13 protein-coding genes and 2 pseudogenes are annotated in these 13761 nt (G+C 37.9%); 4 read left to right on the top strand and 11 right to left on the bottom strand.

Features of this window, described 5'->3' with window-relative positions:
- Positions 1-28: 28 nt before the first annotated feature.
- Complete coding sequence (locus I6F10_RS10240) at positions 29-781, bottom strand: siderophore-interacting protein (RefSeq protein ID WP_004334813.1); 753 nt, start codon at positions 779-781, stop codon at positions 29-31.
- Between the two features lie 109 nt (positions 782-890).
- Between I6F10_RS10240 and I6F10_RS10235 the strand changes: the two genes are divergently transcribed.
- The 3 genes from I6F10_RS10235 to I6F10_RS10225 all read left to right on the top strand — a co-directional run bounded on the left by I6F10_RS10235 (position 891) and on the right by I6F10_RS10225 (position 3052).
- Positions 891-1310 carry a MarR family winged helix-turn-helix transcriptional regulator gene (locus tag I6F10_RS10235; protein ID WP_004334811.1) on the top strand — a complete coding sequence of 140 codons (420 nt, stop codon included), beginning with the start codon at positions 891-893 and terminating at the stop codon, positions 1308-1310.
- Positions 1311-1391: 81 nt separating this feature from the next.
- Positions 1392-1805: a S24 family peptidase gene (locus tag I6F10_RS10230; RefSeq protein ID WP_004334808.1), complete on the top strand. Its 414-nt coding sequence runs from the start codon at positions 1392-1394 to the stop codon at positions 1803-1805.
- Complete coding sequence (locus I6F10_RS10225) at positions 1793-3052, top strand: Y-family DNA polymerase (protein ID WP_165742660.1); 1260 nt, start codon at positions 1793-1795, stop codon at positions 3050-3052. The genes I6F10_RS10230 and I6F10_RS10225 overlap by 13 nt, the downstream gene beginning before the upstream one ends.
- A gap of 27 nt (positions 3053-3079) precedes the next feature.
- On the opposite strand, the gene I6F10_RS10220 is transcribed toward I6F10_RS10225, so the two are convergent.
- The 5 genes from I6F10_RS10220 to I6F10_RS10200 all read right to left on the bottom strand — a co-directional run bounded on the left by I6F10_RS10220 (position 3080) and on the right by I6F10_RS10200 (position 5267).
- Positions 3080-3541 (bottom strand): hypothetical protein, encoded by a 462-nt coding sequence (locus tag I6F10_RS10220; RefSeq protein WP_004334802.1) that lies wholly within the window; start codon positions 3539-3541, stop codon positions 3080-3082.
- A gap of 438 nt (positions 3542-3979) precedes the next feature.
- A complete protein-coding gene (locus I6F10_RS10215; protein WP_004334799.1) occupies positions 3980-4498 on the bottom strand; it encodes a DUF4240 domain-containing protein in 519 nt (172 codons plus the stop codon).
- On the bottom strand, positions 4498-4689 hold the full coding sequence (locus tag I6F10_RS10210) for a YwbE family protein (RefSeq protein ID WP_004334795.1): 192 nt from the start codon (positions 4687-4689) through the stop codon (positions 4498-4500). The genes I6F10_RS10215 and I6F10_RS10210 overlap by 1 nt, the downstream gene beginning before the upstream one ends.
- Before the next feature lie 68 nt (positions 4690-4757).
- Positions 4758-5039, bottom strand: coding sequence for a hypothetical protein (locus I6F10_RS10205; RefSeq protein WP_004334792.1), 282 nt, complete (start codon positions 5037-5039; stop codon positions 4758-4760).
- Between the two features lie 15 nt (positions 5040-5054).
- Positions 5055-5267, bottom strand: coding sequence for a hypothetical protein (locus I6F10_RS10200; protein WP_004334789.1), 213 nt, complete (start codon positions 5265-5267; stop codon positions 5055-5057).
- Positions 5268-5367: 100 nt separating this feature from the next.
- On the opposite strand from I6F10_RS10200, the pseudogene I6F10_RS10195 reads away from it, so the two are divergent.
- Positions 5368-6178: pseudogene (locus I6F10_RS10195) on the top strand (ion transporter).
- Between the two features lie 88 nt (positions 6179-6266).
- Here I6F10_RS10195 and I6F10_RS10190 read toward each other — a convergent pair.
- From I6F10_RS10190 to I6F10_RS10175, 5 genes and pseudogenes are all read right to left on the bottom strand, one after another.
- Positions 6267-7391, bottom strand: a complete 1125-nt coding sequence (locus tag I6F10_RS10190) for a DUF748 domain-containing protein (protein ID WP_165742659.1) — start codon at positions 7389-7391, stop codon at positions 6267-6269.
- Between the two features lie 229 nt (positions 7392-7620).
- Positions 7621-8712, bottom strand: a pseudogene (locus tag I6F10_RS10185) (putative bifunctional diguanylate cyclase/phosphodiesterase).
- 25 nt (positions 8713-8737) lie between these two features.
- The gene (locus I6F10_RS20215) at positions 8738-9151 is read right to left on the bottom strand and encodes a hypothetical protein (RefSeq protein ID WP_231619921.1); all 414 of its coding nucleotides are present in this window, start codon (positions 9149-9151) and stop codon (positions 8738-8740) included.
- Positions 9152-9710: 559 nt separating this feature from the next.
- Positions 9711-10850 carry an aspartate-semialdehyde dehydrogenase gene (asd, locus tag I6F10_RS10180; protein ID WP_165742658.1) on the bottom strand — a complete coding sequence of 380 codons (1140 nt, stop codon included), beginning with the start codon at positions 10848-10850 and terminating at the stop codon, positions 9711-9713.
- Positions 10851-11053: 203 nt separating this feature from the next.
- Positions 11054-13750, bottom strand: coding sequence for a TonB-dependent receptor domain-containing protein (locus I6F10_RS10175; protein ID WP_138490090.1), 2697 nt, complete (start codon positions 13748-13750; stop codon positions 11054-11056).
- Positions 13751-13761 lie beyond the last annotated feature (11 nt).

Raw genomic sequence — 13761 nt, 5'->3', positions numbered from 1 at the left:
TTATCATTACTACAACATTCACTTATGGCTAAGGGGCTGGTTTGCCATCGGCATCGATGCCACGCTTCCAATACGCTGAACACACTATTTTTGCACTGGGGACCGCAAACTGCTCTTTCGCAAGGTTTTGAATTGTGCGCACAAGTGAGCCTTCAAGCCCCATAAAAATTAATGGTGTGCCCGTGTACTTATTTAAACAGTGCGCGACCTGCTCTACTAACTCTATTTGTGGCTCAGTCGTAACTAACCACTTAATACGATGTTTAGTATGCACCTCTATTGTATCTAATTTGATGATATCTTGGGAGTCTGTAACGTGTATGACCACATCAACATCAGCTGTTGCAGGTAGTTGTTGTAAATAGCCGTTAATAGCATTAACTGAGGTTAAATCAGCAATCATCAAATACTGCGACTGACTAAAATCACCCAACTTTTTAGGGCCAGGGCCTGCAATTGCGAGTTTATCACCAGGTTTTGCTTGTTTAGCCCAATCAGTTGCGATACCACGATGCTGATTGACGACAAAATCAAGCGTAATTGTATGGTTAATAGTATCAATCGCTCTGATTGTATATGAGCGCTTAGGTGCAGGTTCAGCTGCTTTGAGGTCAATTTCAACCTCATCTTGTCCAGCATGTGGTAATAGTACTTTTACGTACGCACCTTGTTGATCCGCAGGAAAATCATGAAACTCATCTGAACCAACAACCAAACGCTTTAAATGCGGAGCTATCGCTGTTGTGCTTATTACGGTTGCACGACGTACTTTTCTACTCATTTTGATCTCCTCAGAAGGTTTATTACATGTTTAATTGCACAACGCCCCATTGGTTGATAAAATCAACTATAACAAATTAATTGACTTTGTCAACTACATTGAGGGTTTTATGAATACACCTTTATCAAATACGCTGTTTGAATTGATGCAAAATTACCGCGTCACAATTCGTGAAGCAATTAACGCAGGCGAACTTGGTATAAATGCTATGCACGTACGCTGCATACATATTATTGCGAACGTAAATAACTGTACGGCTAACGATATTGTTACTAAAACGCAGCGCGACAAAGCGCAAATAGCACGTTTAATTAAAGATCTTATTGGCTTAAATTTAATAAATAAGCAGGCAAGTGAGCACGATAAGCGCTGCTTTATTTTGTCGCTCACAGAGCAAGGTAAAGTTCTTTTTGATAAGTTATTAGCCTCAGAGCAGAAAATAAATAATCAAATGTGTAAAAACTTAAACCCTCAGCAAATCAAAGACTTTTTAGATATCGCACAGCAAATGATCAAAAATATGGATTGATCGGTTATACATTTCTTGGCATAACTTACACAAAACGCATATACTGTACATTTATACAGTATATGCGTTTTAGGTTGTGTTATGTTTGTCATTCCCATTTATATAGAAGCAGGCGTGTGTGGTTTTGAATCGCCCGCAGCGCAGTACACCGAGCTAGGTGTAACCCTTGATGAGCTTTTAATAAAGCACCCAAATGCTACCTTTATTGGCCTAGCATCGGGTAACTCTATGCAAGAAGTCGGAATTTTTGAAGGGGACTTATTAGTTATCGACCGTGCAGAGCCTGCAGAAAATGGTGACGTTATTGTTGCTAACTTAAATGGTCTTTTTGTATGCAAACTGCTTGATAAAACCAATGCGCGGCTGCTTTCAGCGTCTTCTTTACATAAGCCTGTACAACTCACCTCTGCAGACGAGTTTCAGCTCGAAGGCGTAGTAACGCTATCAATAAGAATGCACAGGCAAAGCCCAGAGTTACTAAAATGTATGCCTTAGTTGATGCTGTGTCGTTTTATGCCAGTGCCGAAAAAGTATTTGACCCTGCTATTCGATCAAAACCCGTGGTTGTACTTACCAATAACGATGGCTGTGTATGCGCTATTTGCCCTATTGCTCGGCGCTTAAATATTCCTAAATTTGGCCCGTACTTTAAAGTTAAGCATTTACTTGAGCAAAACAACGTTGTTATTCGCTCTAGTAATTACGAGCTTTATGCTGATTTAAGCGACAAAATGATGAATATTATTGGCCGCTTTTGCGATACACAGCACATATACAGTATTGATGAATCGTTTTTGCACTTTGATGGCTACACATCATTAATTAAAGACTGGCATGAATACGGTCATACAATAAGGCGCACAGTATGGCGCGAAACAAAGCTTCCTGTAGGTGTTGGTTTTGGCCCGACCCCTACTTTAGCAAAAGCCGCTAACCATGCCGCTAAAAAGCTCAGTGGTTTTAATGGTGTTGCAGTAATAAATAGCGAACAAACTCGCCAAGCTATTTTACAAAGAATGAGCTGCGAAGATGTGTGGGGAATAGGCCGGCGGCTAGCTAAAAAACTTAAAATAATGAATATACACACCGCCTGGGATCTTGCTCAGCAAAACCCTAGAGCAATGCGCCGTGCATTTAGTGTGGTTGTTGAACGCACAGTAAGCGAGCTTAACGGGATAACATGTTTAAACTGGGATGATGTACGACAAAATAAGCGGGAGATTTATTCGACCCGTAGTTTTGGAGAGCGCATATGTGAGCCAACAGCACTTAAAACAGCGCTAATTAACCATGTAACCACAGTGGCTAATAAATTAAGAGCGCAACACTCGCTCACTCACCAGCTTTATATTTTTGCAGCCAGTGGCGCGCACAAAAATAGATATTATAAAAAGTCTTTTGTGTATAAGTTCCCCTCACCCACTAACGACACCTGCGTGATGGCTAATGCTGTATCTGAGGTATTTAATAAGATTTACCAACCCGGTATACGGTTTTATAAGTGTGGTGTGGGTGCGGTAGAGCTAATATCAGAACAGTTTCAGCAAAATGACTTATTTAATAAAAGCCCTGATAATCCAAAACTTATGCAATGCTTAGACACAATTAACAATCGATACGGAAAAGGAATGCTAAGCCTTGCAAGTAGTAAATTAAATGACCGGTGGCACATGAACCGTGATTTTTTGTCGCCGCAGTACACTACGCGTTGGCGCGATATCCCTAAAATATACTGCGAATGATTTGCTACTTACTACTTACTAGATGCTTTATTTACTCTCATCTGCTTTTTTAAATGTGCACTCTACATTGGGTTCGCTCAATGTATATTTGAGTGTGTTATCAGCTAAAAATTTGATACTTTGACTGATTGTTTTTTCGTTTGCAGGGCTTTCACAACGGCTCATTCTTAAGCCGTTTTCAAGGCCATCACTTTTATATTTAAGCGTGCTGGTTATAAAGCAAAAGTTTGGTTTTTTAATGGTTCGGGTACCATTGTGGAGCGATCCAAATACAATTTGCTCACCAAGTTTAAAACCAGCACTTAAATCACTTTCATCTGTCAAACTCAAATTGCTGTTAACGCATAACCCTGAGTTGCTCGACACAACTTCGTAGGCCCCCAATTTTGACTTTAAAAGCGGTATAAATCGTGTTTTATTACTCGGCTCAGAAAAAGCATTTGCACTTGTAAAAGCGACAGTTAATAAAGCGAGTGTTAAATATTTCATTTCGTGGGTGTATCCTCGTGAGTCAGCGTGTTAAATAATAGCAAAATGCCTAATCACTTAGCTTTTATAACTTTTAACAACTATAACAGAGATTTACTATAAAAGGAGAGAAGTCGTATTCAGGAACTAAGACACGAGCAGCTAAGGGAGCTTTGCTCGACTATACTGATTCTTACATGTGTGTAAGCCAGTAAGATAAAGCAAGAGCAATTACCGAGCCCATTAGGTTACAAACCTCGTGCCGCAAATAAATCCCTTAAATTGAACACATTTAAATCCACAAAGATTCATCCTAGATACTGCATTACAAACCATTTTGCTGTTAAGTACTTTAGTTAATACGTGCTTAAACAGCAAAACGATTTATATCAATGCGCTTACTTGAAGGGAAATTGAACTCATAAAATTGTTTGAATAGCGCTCAAATTACTGTTTGTTTTATTGCCAGTACTTTGCAAATAATAAAGGGTAGCTTTGCTTTAAGAACTTAGGTTTGTCTTTAAAACGTTTACCTTTAGGTTCATCACTGCCTGATGGAATAAACGGTAATTCGTCTTCGCTGCGTTCTTCAAATAATAAACCGGCTATTAAATCATACTCATCAATATACGGGTAAGGCTGCTCGTTTAAGTAATAAACAGGTGTACACTGCGCTAACGAATCAGCATTTTCTAAAGCGTTTTCGAATACTGTTTTACCGCGCGAAATTAACCAACATCTAAACTCGCTAAAACCGTAATCGTCGTTACATCCAGCCATCACAAAAGCGGCACCAAACAAATCCCAGGTAAAACATTTACGCATATGTATGCCAAAGTGTTTATCAAAATCAATAAGGTGCTGATCGCTTAAATCATTAAGTTTAGTTTTTAGGTTATCGCTCACACTTTGCGGATCGAGCCCTAAATCAGGCGTTGTTACTAAATCCCAAAAAGCCTGCTCTGTTAACGTTGCCATTATAAAATCTCTTTTACTCGGCCAACTTGACCATCTTCTAAACGTACTTTAATACCGTGTGGGTGATTTGGTGATTTTGTTAAAAGGCGCTCAACAACACCTTCTGTTAATGTGCCGCTGCGTTGATCTTCTTTTAATACAATATTTACTGTGGTACCTGGTGAAATTTGCGAACGCGAAGGAACAGCCATAATTTAAACCCTAAAAATAATTTATCTAATTATAACGTCCATGTGATGTCATACCAACTAAACCGCTGTTAATTGGCTAAAAATGAGATGTGTGCTGGTTTTGCGTTCAACTTAATAGCTGCTAGCTGGCTAAGTATAATCTGCGTTAACTCATCAAGTTGCGGTTTTGCATCTTCACGGGCTACCTCATCAATAAAGTAACATTGTACTTTTAACGTGTTTACTTCGTTATTTAAATCAACTGTATGCGTTAGATAATCAAAACCAATTACCATTTCTTTAATTGCTTCGCATGCATTAGTAAGCGCTAAGCGAATTTGCTTATCGCGCTGTTTTTGAGTTTTAGTCATAAATATAAAGGTTACTTATTTAGTCTGGGCTTGTTGCTGTTTTTTAAACTCTTCGTAGTTAGAGTCTTGTTTATCTAGGCATTCGTAATATTCTTTGTCAGCTTTATAGTTACACTCATCAAGGCGCGCCGATTGTAATTCATGAAAACGTGCATCAGAGCTGCAGCCAGCCAAAACACATGATCCAATAATAAGTAATGCGCTGCTTTTTAGTTTATTGATAAACATTAAATTTCCTTACACTTTCTATATCGAAAAAGCGTTAAATTATTACGATACTATTGTATATTAGCGCCATAAAATCTTAATATCCAAAGGATCTATTACTATGATGTCGCAGTTACAAAAGTTGTTTCAGCGTATAGACAAAAGCAAGATATTTCAATCATTTGTTATAGCTGTAATTATTGTTTCTGCCCTTACAGTAGGTGCACACACTTACTCACTACATCCTACCGTAGAGCTTGCTCTAAATTGGATGGACGTTGGCATTACTGCATTCTTTTTTAATTGAACTAATAATCCGCTTTGTTGCAAGTAAAGGCATTAAAGACTTCTTTTCTAAGGGATGGAATATATTTGACACTATCATAGTATTGGGCAGTTTATACCCTGCTGCTGGCTCTACAATGTTAATTGCTAGGCTGTTGCGCATATTTAGAGTGTTACGATTGGTTTCGATGATCCCAGAGCTACGCTTATTAGTTAACTCATTGCTTAAAGCAATTCCGCAAATGGGTTATATAGCTCTATTAATGTTTGTTATTTTTTATATATACGCCGCTATGGGCAGCATGATGTTTGCTGAAATAAACCCCGTACTTTGGCAAGACGTCTCAATCTCAATGCTTACTTTGTTTAGGGTCGCAACGTTTGAAGATTGGACCGACATCATGTACGAAACAATGGCGGTATACGAATTAAGCTGGATTTATTACCTTACGTTTATATTTTTAACCGCATTTGTATTTTTAAACATGATGGTAGGTGCAATACTTGAGGTAATGAGTGAGGAGCACCGAAATGCCCGAGAAGAGCTTGCGGATAACGATTCTCTACCTGCAACACAAGGTCAGGTAAATGAGCTACAAGTTCAAATTGCAGAGCTTAAAGCGCTATTGAGTAACCGAAAAAACTAATCTGATAAGAGTACTAAAGCACCCACTTAAAGTTTAAAAAGTGGGTGCAGTTTAGGCATTCAACGCAAACATACATTACCAAAGTGCTTTAATTTTCCTCGTTATCAGGTTTGTCACCCGTATCTTCAAACGAAATGATGTTATCTACTTTCATCTTAAACGCATCAAAAAATGCGTTTTTTAGTACAGAAATAACGGCTTGAAAAGTCGACACATCCGTATTATCTAATTGCCCCTCTATAGGAATGCGTGCAGCAACGAGTTTAGACTCATCGTTTTCGAGTATAGAGCCCAGTAGATCTACACTGCCTTCAAATATGGCAGTAAAGATACCGTCATCATCTTTTTCTATATCTTCTCGCCAAGAAAATACACTCAGGTTTTGAACACCCGCTTTTACATAACCATTTAAGTTATTATCTTTAGCCACAAGCTCCATTGCACCATCAATGCCCCCCGCTTCAATATCAAACGGAGTATACACTTTAAACACAGTGTCGAGATTTTTAACTGAGAAGCGCTGTACCTCTGCGTTAAAATCAAAATTAGCGCGTTTGCTAAAAGGGTCTAGTTTGCCATCAAGTTTTAATGCGGCCTCTCCCATTAACGCCCCCTCTACGTTTAAAGTAGTCACAAGTGTTTTTGATAGGTTTTGCGCATTCGTTATATTTTCAATTCTGGCATTAATATTTGATATAAAAGTGGGTTTTTCACCGTTATTGGTTGAGTTAACTAAGGTTAACTTGCCTTGCTCAATTATTAAGGTATCAATAGAAAACAGTACTAAATCATTCGCCAGTCCCACCCAAGTGGTTTCATCTTTTACTTGTTGATTTTGCTCAGAAGCATTGGGGTCTTTATCGTAAATAACTATCTCAGGACGCGTAAAAGCCATGTTTGTGACTAAATTCCCTTTTAAAAGGGCTGACCACGCAAGTGAAAAATCGAGAGTTTGAATACTCAGTAAAGGCTTAGGAGCTGAAGTTGCATCAACAGCGTAAATTTCAACGTCGTCAATCGCGTAGGCACCGCGATATAAAAACAAATCTACATCACCAACATGCCCCGTAACACCTTCCGTATGTTTTAGCTGATAATTTACGTACTGCTGAAGCGCATAAGGTGCAGCTATTCTGGCAATAATAAGGACTAATAAAATAACCGCAAATGAGTTAAACCATTTGCTATGAAATACATTAGAAACCGAGCTCATTGTAATTTCCTTTACCTAATACTTTCGAATGAGCATTTTAAACATGTAAGAATTACGCAAAATTGTAACAACACTACGTAAATCGTATTTAAAATACATCGTTAATAGCCTAAGTGAAGTTAAAGTGGCTAATTTAAGTATTAACAGCAAAGGTTATACCAATTTAAAATTGCTACAAAAAATTGGGTTTATGCAGCAATACTTAACTAAATAAAAACAGCGAGTACCTTTAATATATCAAGGATAGTGCTTGATCAAATCTAACTGGTTTACTGAATATAAAACCTTGGTATTTATCAATTTCTAAGCTTTGTAATAACGTTAACTGAGCGGAGTTTTCTACGCCCTCCGCTATTACTTGGCAACCAATCATATGCGACATGTTAGTTACCGCAGATACAATACTTTTGTCTTTTGAGCACTCACAAATATTATCAATATAAGATTTATCTATTTTAATGTAATCAACTGATAGCTCTTTTAAAACCGATATAGAAGAAAACCCAGTACCAAAGTCATCAATAGAAATACGCACACCGGTATTTTTTATGGCCGTAATCACTTTTGACAAATACGGTAAATTTTTAATCATGACTGTTTCTGTTATTTCTAAATGCACATTGTATGGTTTAACTGCGTATCTATTTAAAAGCGCAACTAAAAAATCTAAAAAGTTATGATTTTCTAGTTGCAGCACCGACACATTAATCGACAATCCAATATTACTATTTACGGTATTTAGCTTACTTAAGCTCGCAATAGCTTACTCTAGTACAAATTCGCCGAGTATATTAATTTTTCCATATCGCTCTGCAATATCTATAAATTCTGAAGGGGGAATAAATTCATCATTAAACTGCCAACGAAGTAGTACTTCAAACGTAGTTATTTCATTTGTGCTTATATCAACAATAGGTTGATAGCACAGATGAAAGTCACCTTTTTCTACGCACTCTTTAATTGAGCTGCGAAGTACTTCTTCTCTTTTAAGCGATTCATGCATTCGCTCGTCAAATACTGATATTTCATTACGGCTTTTCTTACCTTCATACATAGCTACATCAGCGTATTTAATCGCCTCTGCAAGATTAAAATTTTCGCGCGTAAAATACAGCCCAACCTTAAAAGAGGGGTTTACTTGATAGCTATCCATGCTTACTGTTTTCGTTAAGGTTTTAACTAATCTAAAAACACAGTCAAAAAGTTCATCTTCGGTGTTAGTGCGAGAATAAAAAATAAACTCATCACCTCCCCATCGACAAGCAATAAAGTCGCCTTGGGTTTGTGCTTCAACTAATCGTTTACCTGTTTGGGCCAGCACAAAATCACCAAAATCGTGACCGTATTTATCGTTGATGATTGGCTAAATCAAGTTCAACATTAGAAACAAAGCTCCCCCTGTTAAACAATTTAGTTAAGTTGTCTTTTTGCTCTAAAGAAATTATTTGTTCGGTACGAAGTTGTACTTCGTTTTCTAAGTTTTCAATAAATTGATCTAACTTAAGTTCATTATTAATTGATGACTTTACATCTTTTGCACTGCGTGAAGCCGTTATAAAACACAAAATAAACCATAAAACGAGCCCTAAAACACCTAGTACATTCTCATCTTCAATAGGCTGTAAAAGTAATAAAATACTAAAAGGAACCAATAAGCAGGTTATATACGACAAGGAGGAACGAATATCAGAAACTAAAACGTTTACACCGCCACCAGCAAGGGAGCTAAAAACAACCAGTGATACAAATTTTTCCTGCATTTGCATGTTTTCATAAAACAAAATAGGAAAAGCAGCCCATGTTAAAGCCGTTAATAATAAACCTATAAAATACAGATGATATTTAAAAGCATGGGTGTTGTTAACAAATACATGGCTTGCTATTCGAAGTAATGAAATAAATGATAACGTAAAAAGCCAGTAAAGCTTTTCTTGCGAGGCGCTGTGGTTAATACTGCTAAAAATAAGAAAACAAGAAACAACCGTGTTTATAGCAATTGCAGAACTAAAATAGGAGCTAACAAATGCTAATCGCTTATTGGCAAAGTTATTTGTGTGAGATAAAAAAGTATTGTTTTAGCCTCTTAAGCGGTTTTATAAGCCATTAAACTAAAAAGGGCTGGCAAATTGCCAACCCCTTTTGTTAAAACTGATTATATATTATACCAATTCGCTTAATTAAGTGATCTATTTTGAGGGAAGAAAATCGTGTCGATAACATGGAAAAAATTTCTTTATTTAGTTGTTCTATATCAGAAATATTTAACGTAGTTAACGTCAGATTTAACCCCTCAAATTGATTAAGTATTGCGAATTAGTATTACTCACCATCAACAATTATGCGTAGCATACGACGAAGTGGCTCTGCCGCGCCCCATAAAAGCTGATCGCCTACTGTAAATGCGCTAATGTATTTTGGTCCCATCGCTAATTTACGAATACGCCCAACAGGAATGCTTAAAGTGCCCGTTACTTTAACCGGTGTTAAATCTGTGGCACTAATTTCACGCTCGTTTGGAATTACCTTAACCCACTCATTATGAGACGCTAAAATTTCTTCAATTTTTTCTACGCTAATATCTTCACGTAATTTAATGGTCATCGCTTGCGAATGACAACGCATAGCACCAATACGAACACATAAACCATCAATTGGCACTGGTTGCTTAGAAGAGCCTAAAATTTTGTTGGCTTCTACTTGCGCTTTCCACTCTTCTTTAGACTGACCGCTTGGCATAGGTACGTCAATCCACGGGATTAAACTGCCCGCTAATGGCACACCAAATTGGTCTTGTGGTAAGTCATTTGACGCCATTGTTTCACTGACTATTTTATCAATTTCTAAAATAGCAGAGCTTGGGTTATCTAATTGCTCGGCAACACTTGCATGAATAGCGCCCATTTGTGCAATAAGCTCTTTCATATTTCGTGCACCAGCACCAGAGGCTGCTTGGTAAGTCATTGGGCTTACCCATTCAATTAGGTCTTGCTCAAATAAACCGCCTAATGCAAGTAGCATTAGCGATACTGTACAGTTACCGCCAACAAACGTTTTAATGCCTTGCTCTAAGCCTTGTTCAATAACATCTTTGTTTACGGGATCTAGCACTATTATGCTGTCCTCACTCATACGCAGTGCTGAAGCTGCATCAATCCAGTAACCATCCCAACCCGACTCGCGTAATTTTGGATATACCGCATTGGTGTAGTCACCGCCTTGGCAAGTAACAATAATATCCATTTTAGCAAGTTCGCTAATGTCACTTGCATCTAGCAATGGTTTTGCGTCGCCTGCTATATCAGGGCCTAGTTGACCCGCTTGTGAGGTGGTGAAAAAGGTGGTGTCGATATGGGCAAAATCACTTTGCTGCTGCATACGTTCTAATAACACAGAGCCAACCATGCCACGCCAACCGACTAATCCTACTTTTTTCATTGTTTGTTCCACTGTTTGATTCATAAAAGATGCCTTAATACATTAAAAATTAAATTCATTGCGTGAGATTTAATTTTCATTAACGTCAAAATAACACCACCAGCGCGCTAAAACTAGTGAATAAAGTAGAACTTAAATATTTTTCATAGTCATAAAAAAGCCCTGTATTAAATACAGGGCTAATAGGTAATTAGGTTTTATTATATCCCCCTTCCTTGGGTAGAAAATTAAAACTCGTAGCTAAAGCTTAAACTAAACTCAGTGCCTTCTTCTTGACGCCAAAGTGTTAAGTTTTCTTGTTCAATTTCTTTTTCTTGGCCAAGTATATTTTTAACTTTAAAATTAACTTTAGTATTAAAGTTAGGGAAGTAAGAATAAACTAAATCAAGAGAATGAAATGACTTTTCTTCTGCGTCTTCGTTACCACGCGTACCTGGTACGATTATGCGCGGCCCAAACACGTTATAAACAACTGAGGTAGAATGAAAACCATCAGCAGAGTCATAACCCATTTGTAAGTTTGCTACCCATTCAGAATGACCAACTAAACGACGTTTATTATTAGTAACAATGTTAGAAACAGAGTCAGCTTCCAACGCCTCTTTTAGTTGTTGTTCAAATAATGAATCAACCCCATCAGCATCGTTTATGCCAAGCTCAACACTTGAATCCGATAGAGTAACGTTACCTGATAAAAATATGGCAGATAAATCATTATGAATAAAACTAAAGTCAGTTAAAAAGTCTACCTCAATACCTGTTAGTTCACCCGACTGCGCATTTGCTGTTAGTAATTGCGGAGCAGCTCCACCAACACCCGCTAACTCAACCATTTCAATTGGGTTTTCAATATCTTTATAAAACAAAGCAACTGATAGATTGTTTCCTGAAGGCATGTACCACTCAAACCTAAAGTCAGCATTTTTTAGCTTAGAGCTTTGAAGTGTAGGCGAGCCTCGCACTAAAAACTCTGTTAGTGGGTCAACATAATAAGTTGAGCTTACATCACGCATATCTGGGCGAATCGTCGTTTCACTTAAGTTTAAGCGAAACTGCATTTCTTCATCCATAATATAAGTAATTGCTAAAGAAGGAAAAAAGTTATCTTCTTTTATTGCAACTTCGCTCACTTCTTCAATTGTTCCATCAAAGAAATTAGTATGAGCCTGAAAAGGCACTGATATTTGAGAAAAGTCTTCCCAACGAATACCACCGGTTATACGCCATGTGTTTTCGTAGAAAAAGTCGGCCATAAAATAATAAGCGTCTAACTTATGTGCAGCGCTGTACTTATCACCATCTGCGGTACCATCATCAAAAATACCAGAGCCTGTAATACTTGTATAAAACTCACTATTAGCTAAATTTTCGTCAGAAAAAATTTGGTCTATGTTTGAGCCAAATGTATATTCATCTGTTATACCACGGTGCGTAATACCAAATTGAATATTACTTGCATCACGTTTTTTTTCAGAAAAATCGCCACCCACCTTAAGCTCTAACTCATAGCCATCACCATAAAACGGGATGCCCATATTCCAACCATATGTATCTACGTCATCATGCAAAGTTTGATAATCACGCGTTACGTTTGTTGCAGCAACATCTTGTAACTGCTCTGATTCAAATACACCATCATTTAAGTTAGTTTGAAAAACAACATCCAATGCGCCAGGAGCATCTCTGTTGGCGCGGCTTGTACCGGCATACCAATCAAAAAATAAATTTTCTAATTCAGGAAAGTTATGCGTCCCTTTGAGCTGCGTAGAGAACATTTCACGCTCTTCATACATAACGTCAACACGGCGTAACTCAGTAACACCTTCTTCTGACTCGTTAGCATCGAAAAAGTCACGATTACGCACTCTGTCACTCATATCATGAAGCGCTATATTCGTTAGTTCAAATTTATGGTTATTATTAAATTCATAACCTAAATTTAATGTGCCACTCCAACGAACGGTTTGTTCAGTAGATATGCCATCATAAGTTTGTGCAAAACATTTGTCTTCGCAGCCCAAACTACCTAAATTTGTACCGCTTTGCTCTTTAACTACTTCCCATTCATTGTCATAGGAAACAGCGGCTAGAACGCCAAAAGTACCTACTTCAGACTCAAACCTATCACCTAGTGCTACTGAAAAATTCATGCCTGGATCAACGTCTTTCTCAGTAGGTCCAACTTGCCAATCTAGAGATTGTAGGAGCGCTTGACGCTGCTCAAGCGTAGTACTGCTGTCACCTTCAAGTCCTGCATCACTTTTAAGCGCTGTAGAAATTAATGAAGGTAAAGCACGTGTACCATCATCGCGCCCCATCCAATCATCATCACCACCACTGTAAAAATAACCGGTGTCACTGTTAGAGGTGTTATATGAAGTACCTAACTGTATTTTAAACAAAAAATCAGAAGGAATAGATTTGGTGCGTATATTTACATTACCACCACCAAAGTGCGCTGGCATATCAGGAGAAAACGATTTCTGCACACTTAAACTTTCAATAATATCCGATGGAAATAAATCCAGTGGAACAACTGATCGAGTGGGATCTGGGCTTGGAACATACATGCTATTAAGTTGGGTACTTGAATAACGCTCACCCAAACCACGAACATAAATATATTTACCATCGACTAAGGTTAAACCAGTCACACGACGAAGCGCTGAAGCTGCATCGCCATCACCTGTGCGTGATATTTGATCAGCACCCATAATATCAGCAACAAATGCCTGATTTTGACGCTCTTGCAGTACCGCACCCGCACTGCCTTTTAGTCGCTGGCCAACAGCAACTACTTCTTCTATTTCTTGCTCTTCGGCTTCGGCTGCTATAGCTGTGTTTACTGATAGCCCCATAATTGCAGCCATAACTGCGCAATTTAGTTTACATAGAACAAGAGAAGAGGGTTTAAAAGATTTCATTTTTATACTCC

The sequence above is a fragment of the Pseudoalteromonas sp. SWYJZ98 genome, assembly GCF_015864495.1.
GTDB classification, from domain to species: domain Bacteria; phylum Pseudomonadota; class Gammaproteobacteria; order Enterobacterales; family Alteromonadaceae; genus Pseudoalteromonas; species Pseudoalteromonas distincta.
Note: the sequence above shows the minus strand (reverse complement) of the source record. Positions and strands in the feature narration are given on the sequence as shown.

Excerpts from the sequence above, each read along its gene's own strand:
- I6F10_RS20215 (WP_231619921.1), bottom strand. The coding sequence starts at position 9,151 with ATGCAGGAAAAATTTGTATCACTGGTTGTTTTTAGCTCCCTTGCTGGT.
- I6F10_RS10175 (WP_138490090.1), bottom strand. The coding sequence starts at position 13,750 with ATGAAATCTTTTAAACCCTCTTCTCTTGTTCTATGTAAACTAAATTGC.
- I6F10_RS10190 (WP_165742659.1), bottom strand. The coding sequence starts at position 7,391 with ATGAGCTCGGTTTCTAATGTATTTCATAGCAAATGGTTTAACTCATTT.
- asd (WP_165742658.1), bottom strand. The coding sequence starts at position 10,850 with ATGAATCAAACAGTGGAACAAACAATGAAAAAAGTAGGATTAGTCGGT.
- I6F10_RS10200 (WP_004334789.1), bottom strand. The coding sequence starts at position 5,267 with ATGTTTATCAATAAACTAAAAAGCAGCGCATTACTTATTATTGGATCA.
- I6F10_RS10220 (WP_004334802.1), bottom strand. The coding sequence starts at position 3,541 with ATGAAATATTTAACACTCGCTTTATTAACTGTCGCTTTTACAAGTGCA.
- I6F10_RS10235 (WP_004334811.1), top strand. The coding sequence starts at position 891 with ATGAATACACCTTTATCAAATACGCTGTTTGAATTGATGCAAAATTAC.
- I6F10_RS10205 (WP_004334792.1), bottom strand. The coding sequence starts at position 5,039 with ATGACTAAAACTCAAAAACAGCGCGATAAGCAAATTCGCTTAGCGCTT.
- I6F10_RS10230 (WP_004334808.1), top strand. The coding sequence starts at position 1,392 with ATGTTTGTCATTCCCATTTATATAGAAGCAGGCGTGTGTGGTTTTGAA.
- I6F10_RS10210 (WP_004334795.1), bottom strand. The coding sequence starts at position 4,689 with ATGGCTGTTCCTTCGCGTTCGCAAATTTCACCAGGTACCACAGTAAAT.
- I6F10_RS10240 (WP_004334813.1), bottom strand. The coding sequence starts at position 781 with ATGAGTAGAAAAGTACGTCGTGCAACCGTAATAAGCACAACAGCGATA.
- I6F10_RS10225 (WP_165742660.1), top strand. The coding sequence starts at position 1,793 with ATGTATGCCTTAGTTGATGCTGTGTCGTTTTATGCCAGTGCCGAAAAA.
- I6F10_RS10215 (WP_004334799.1), bottom strand. The coding sequence starts at position 4,498 with ATGGCAACGTTAACAGAGCAGGCTTTTTGGGATTTAGTAACAACGCCT.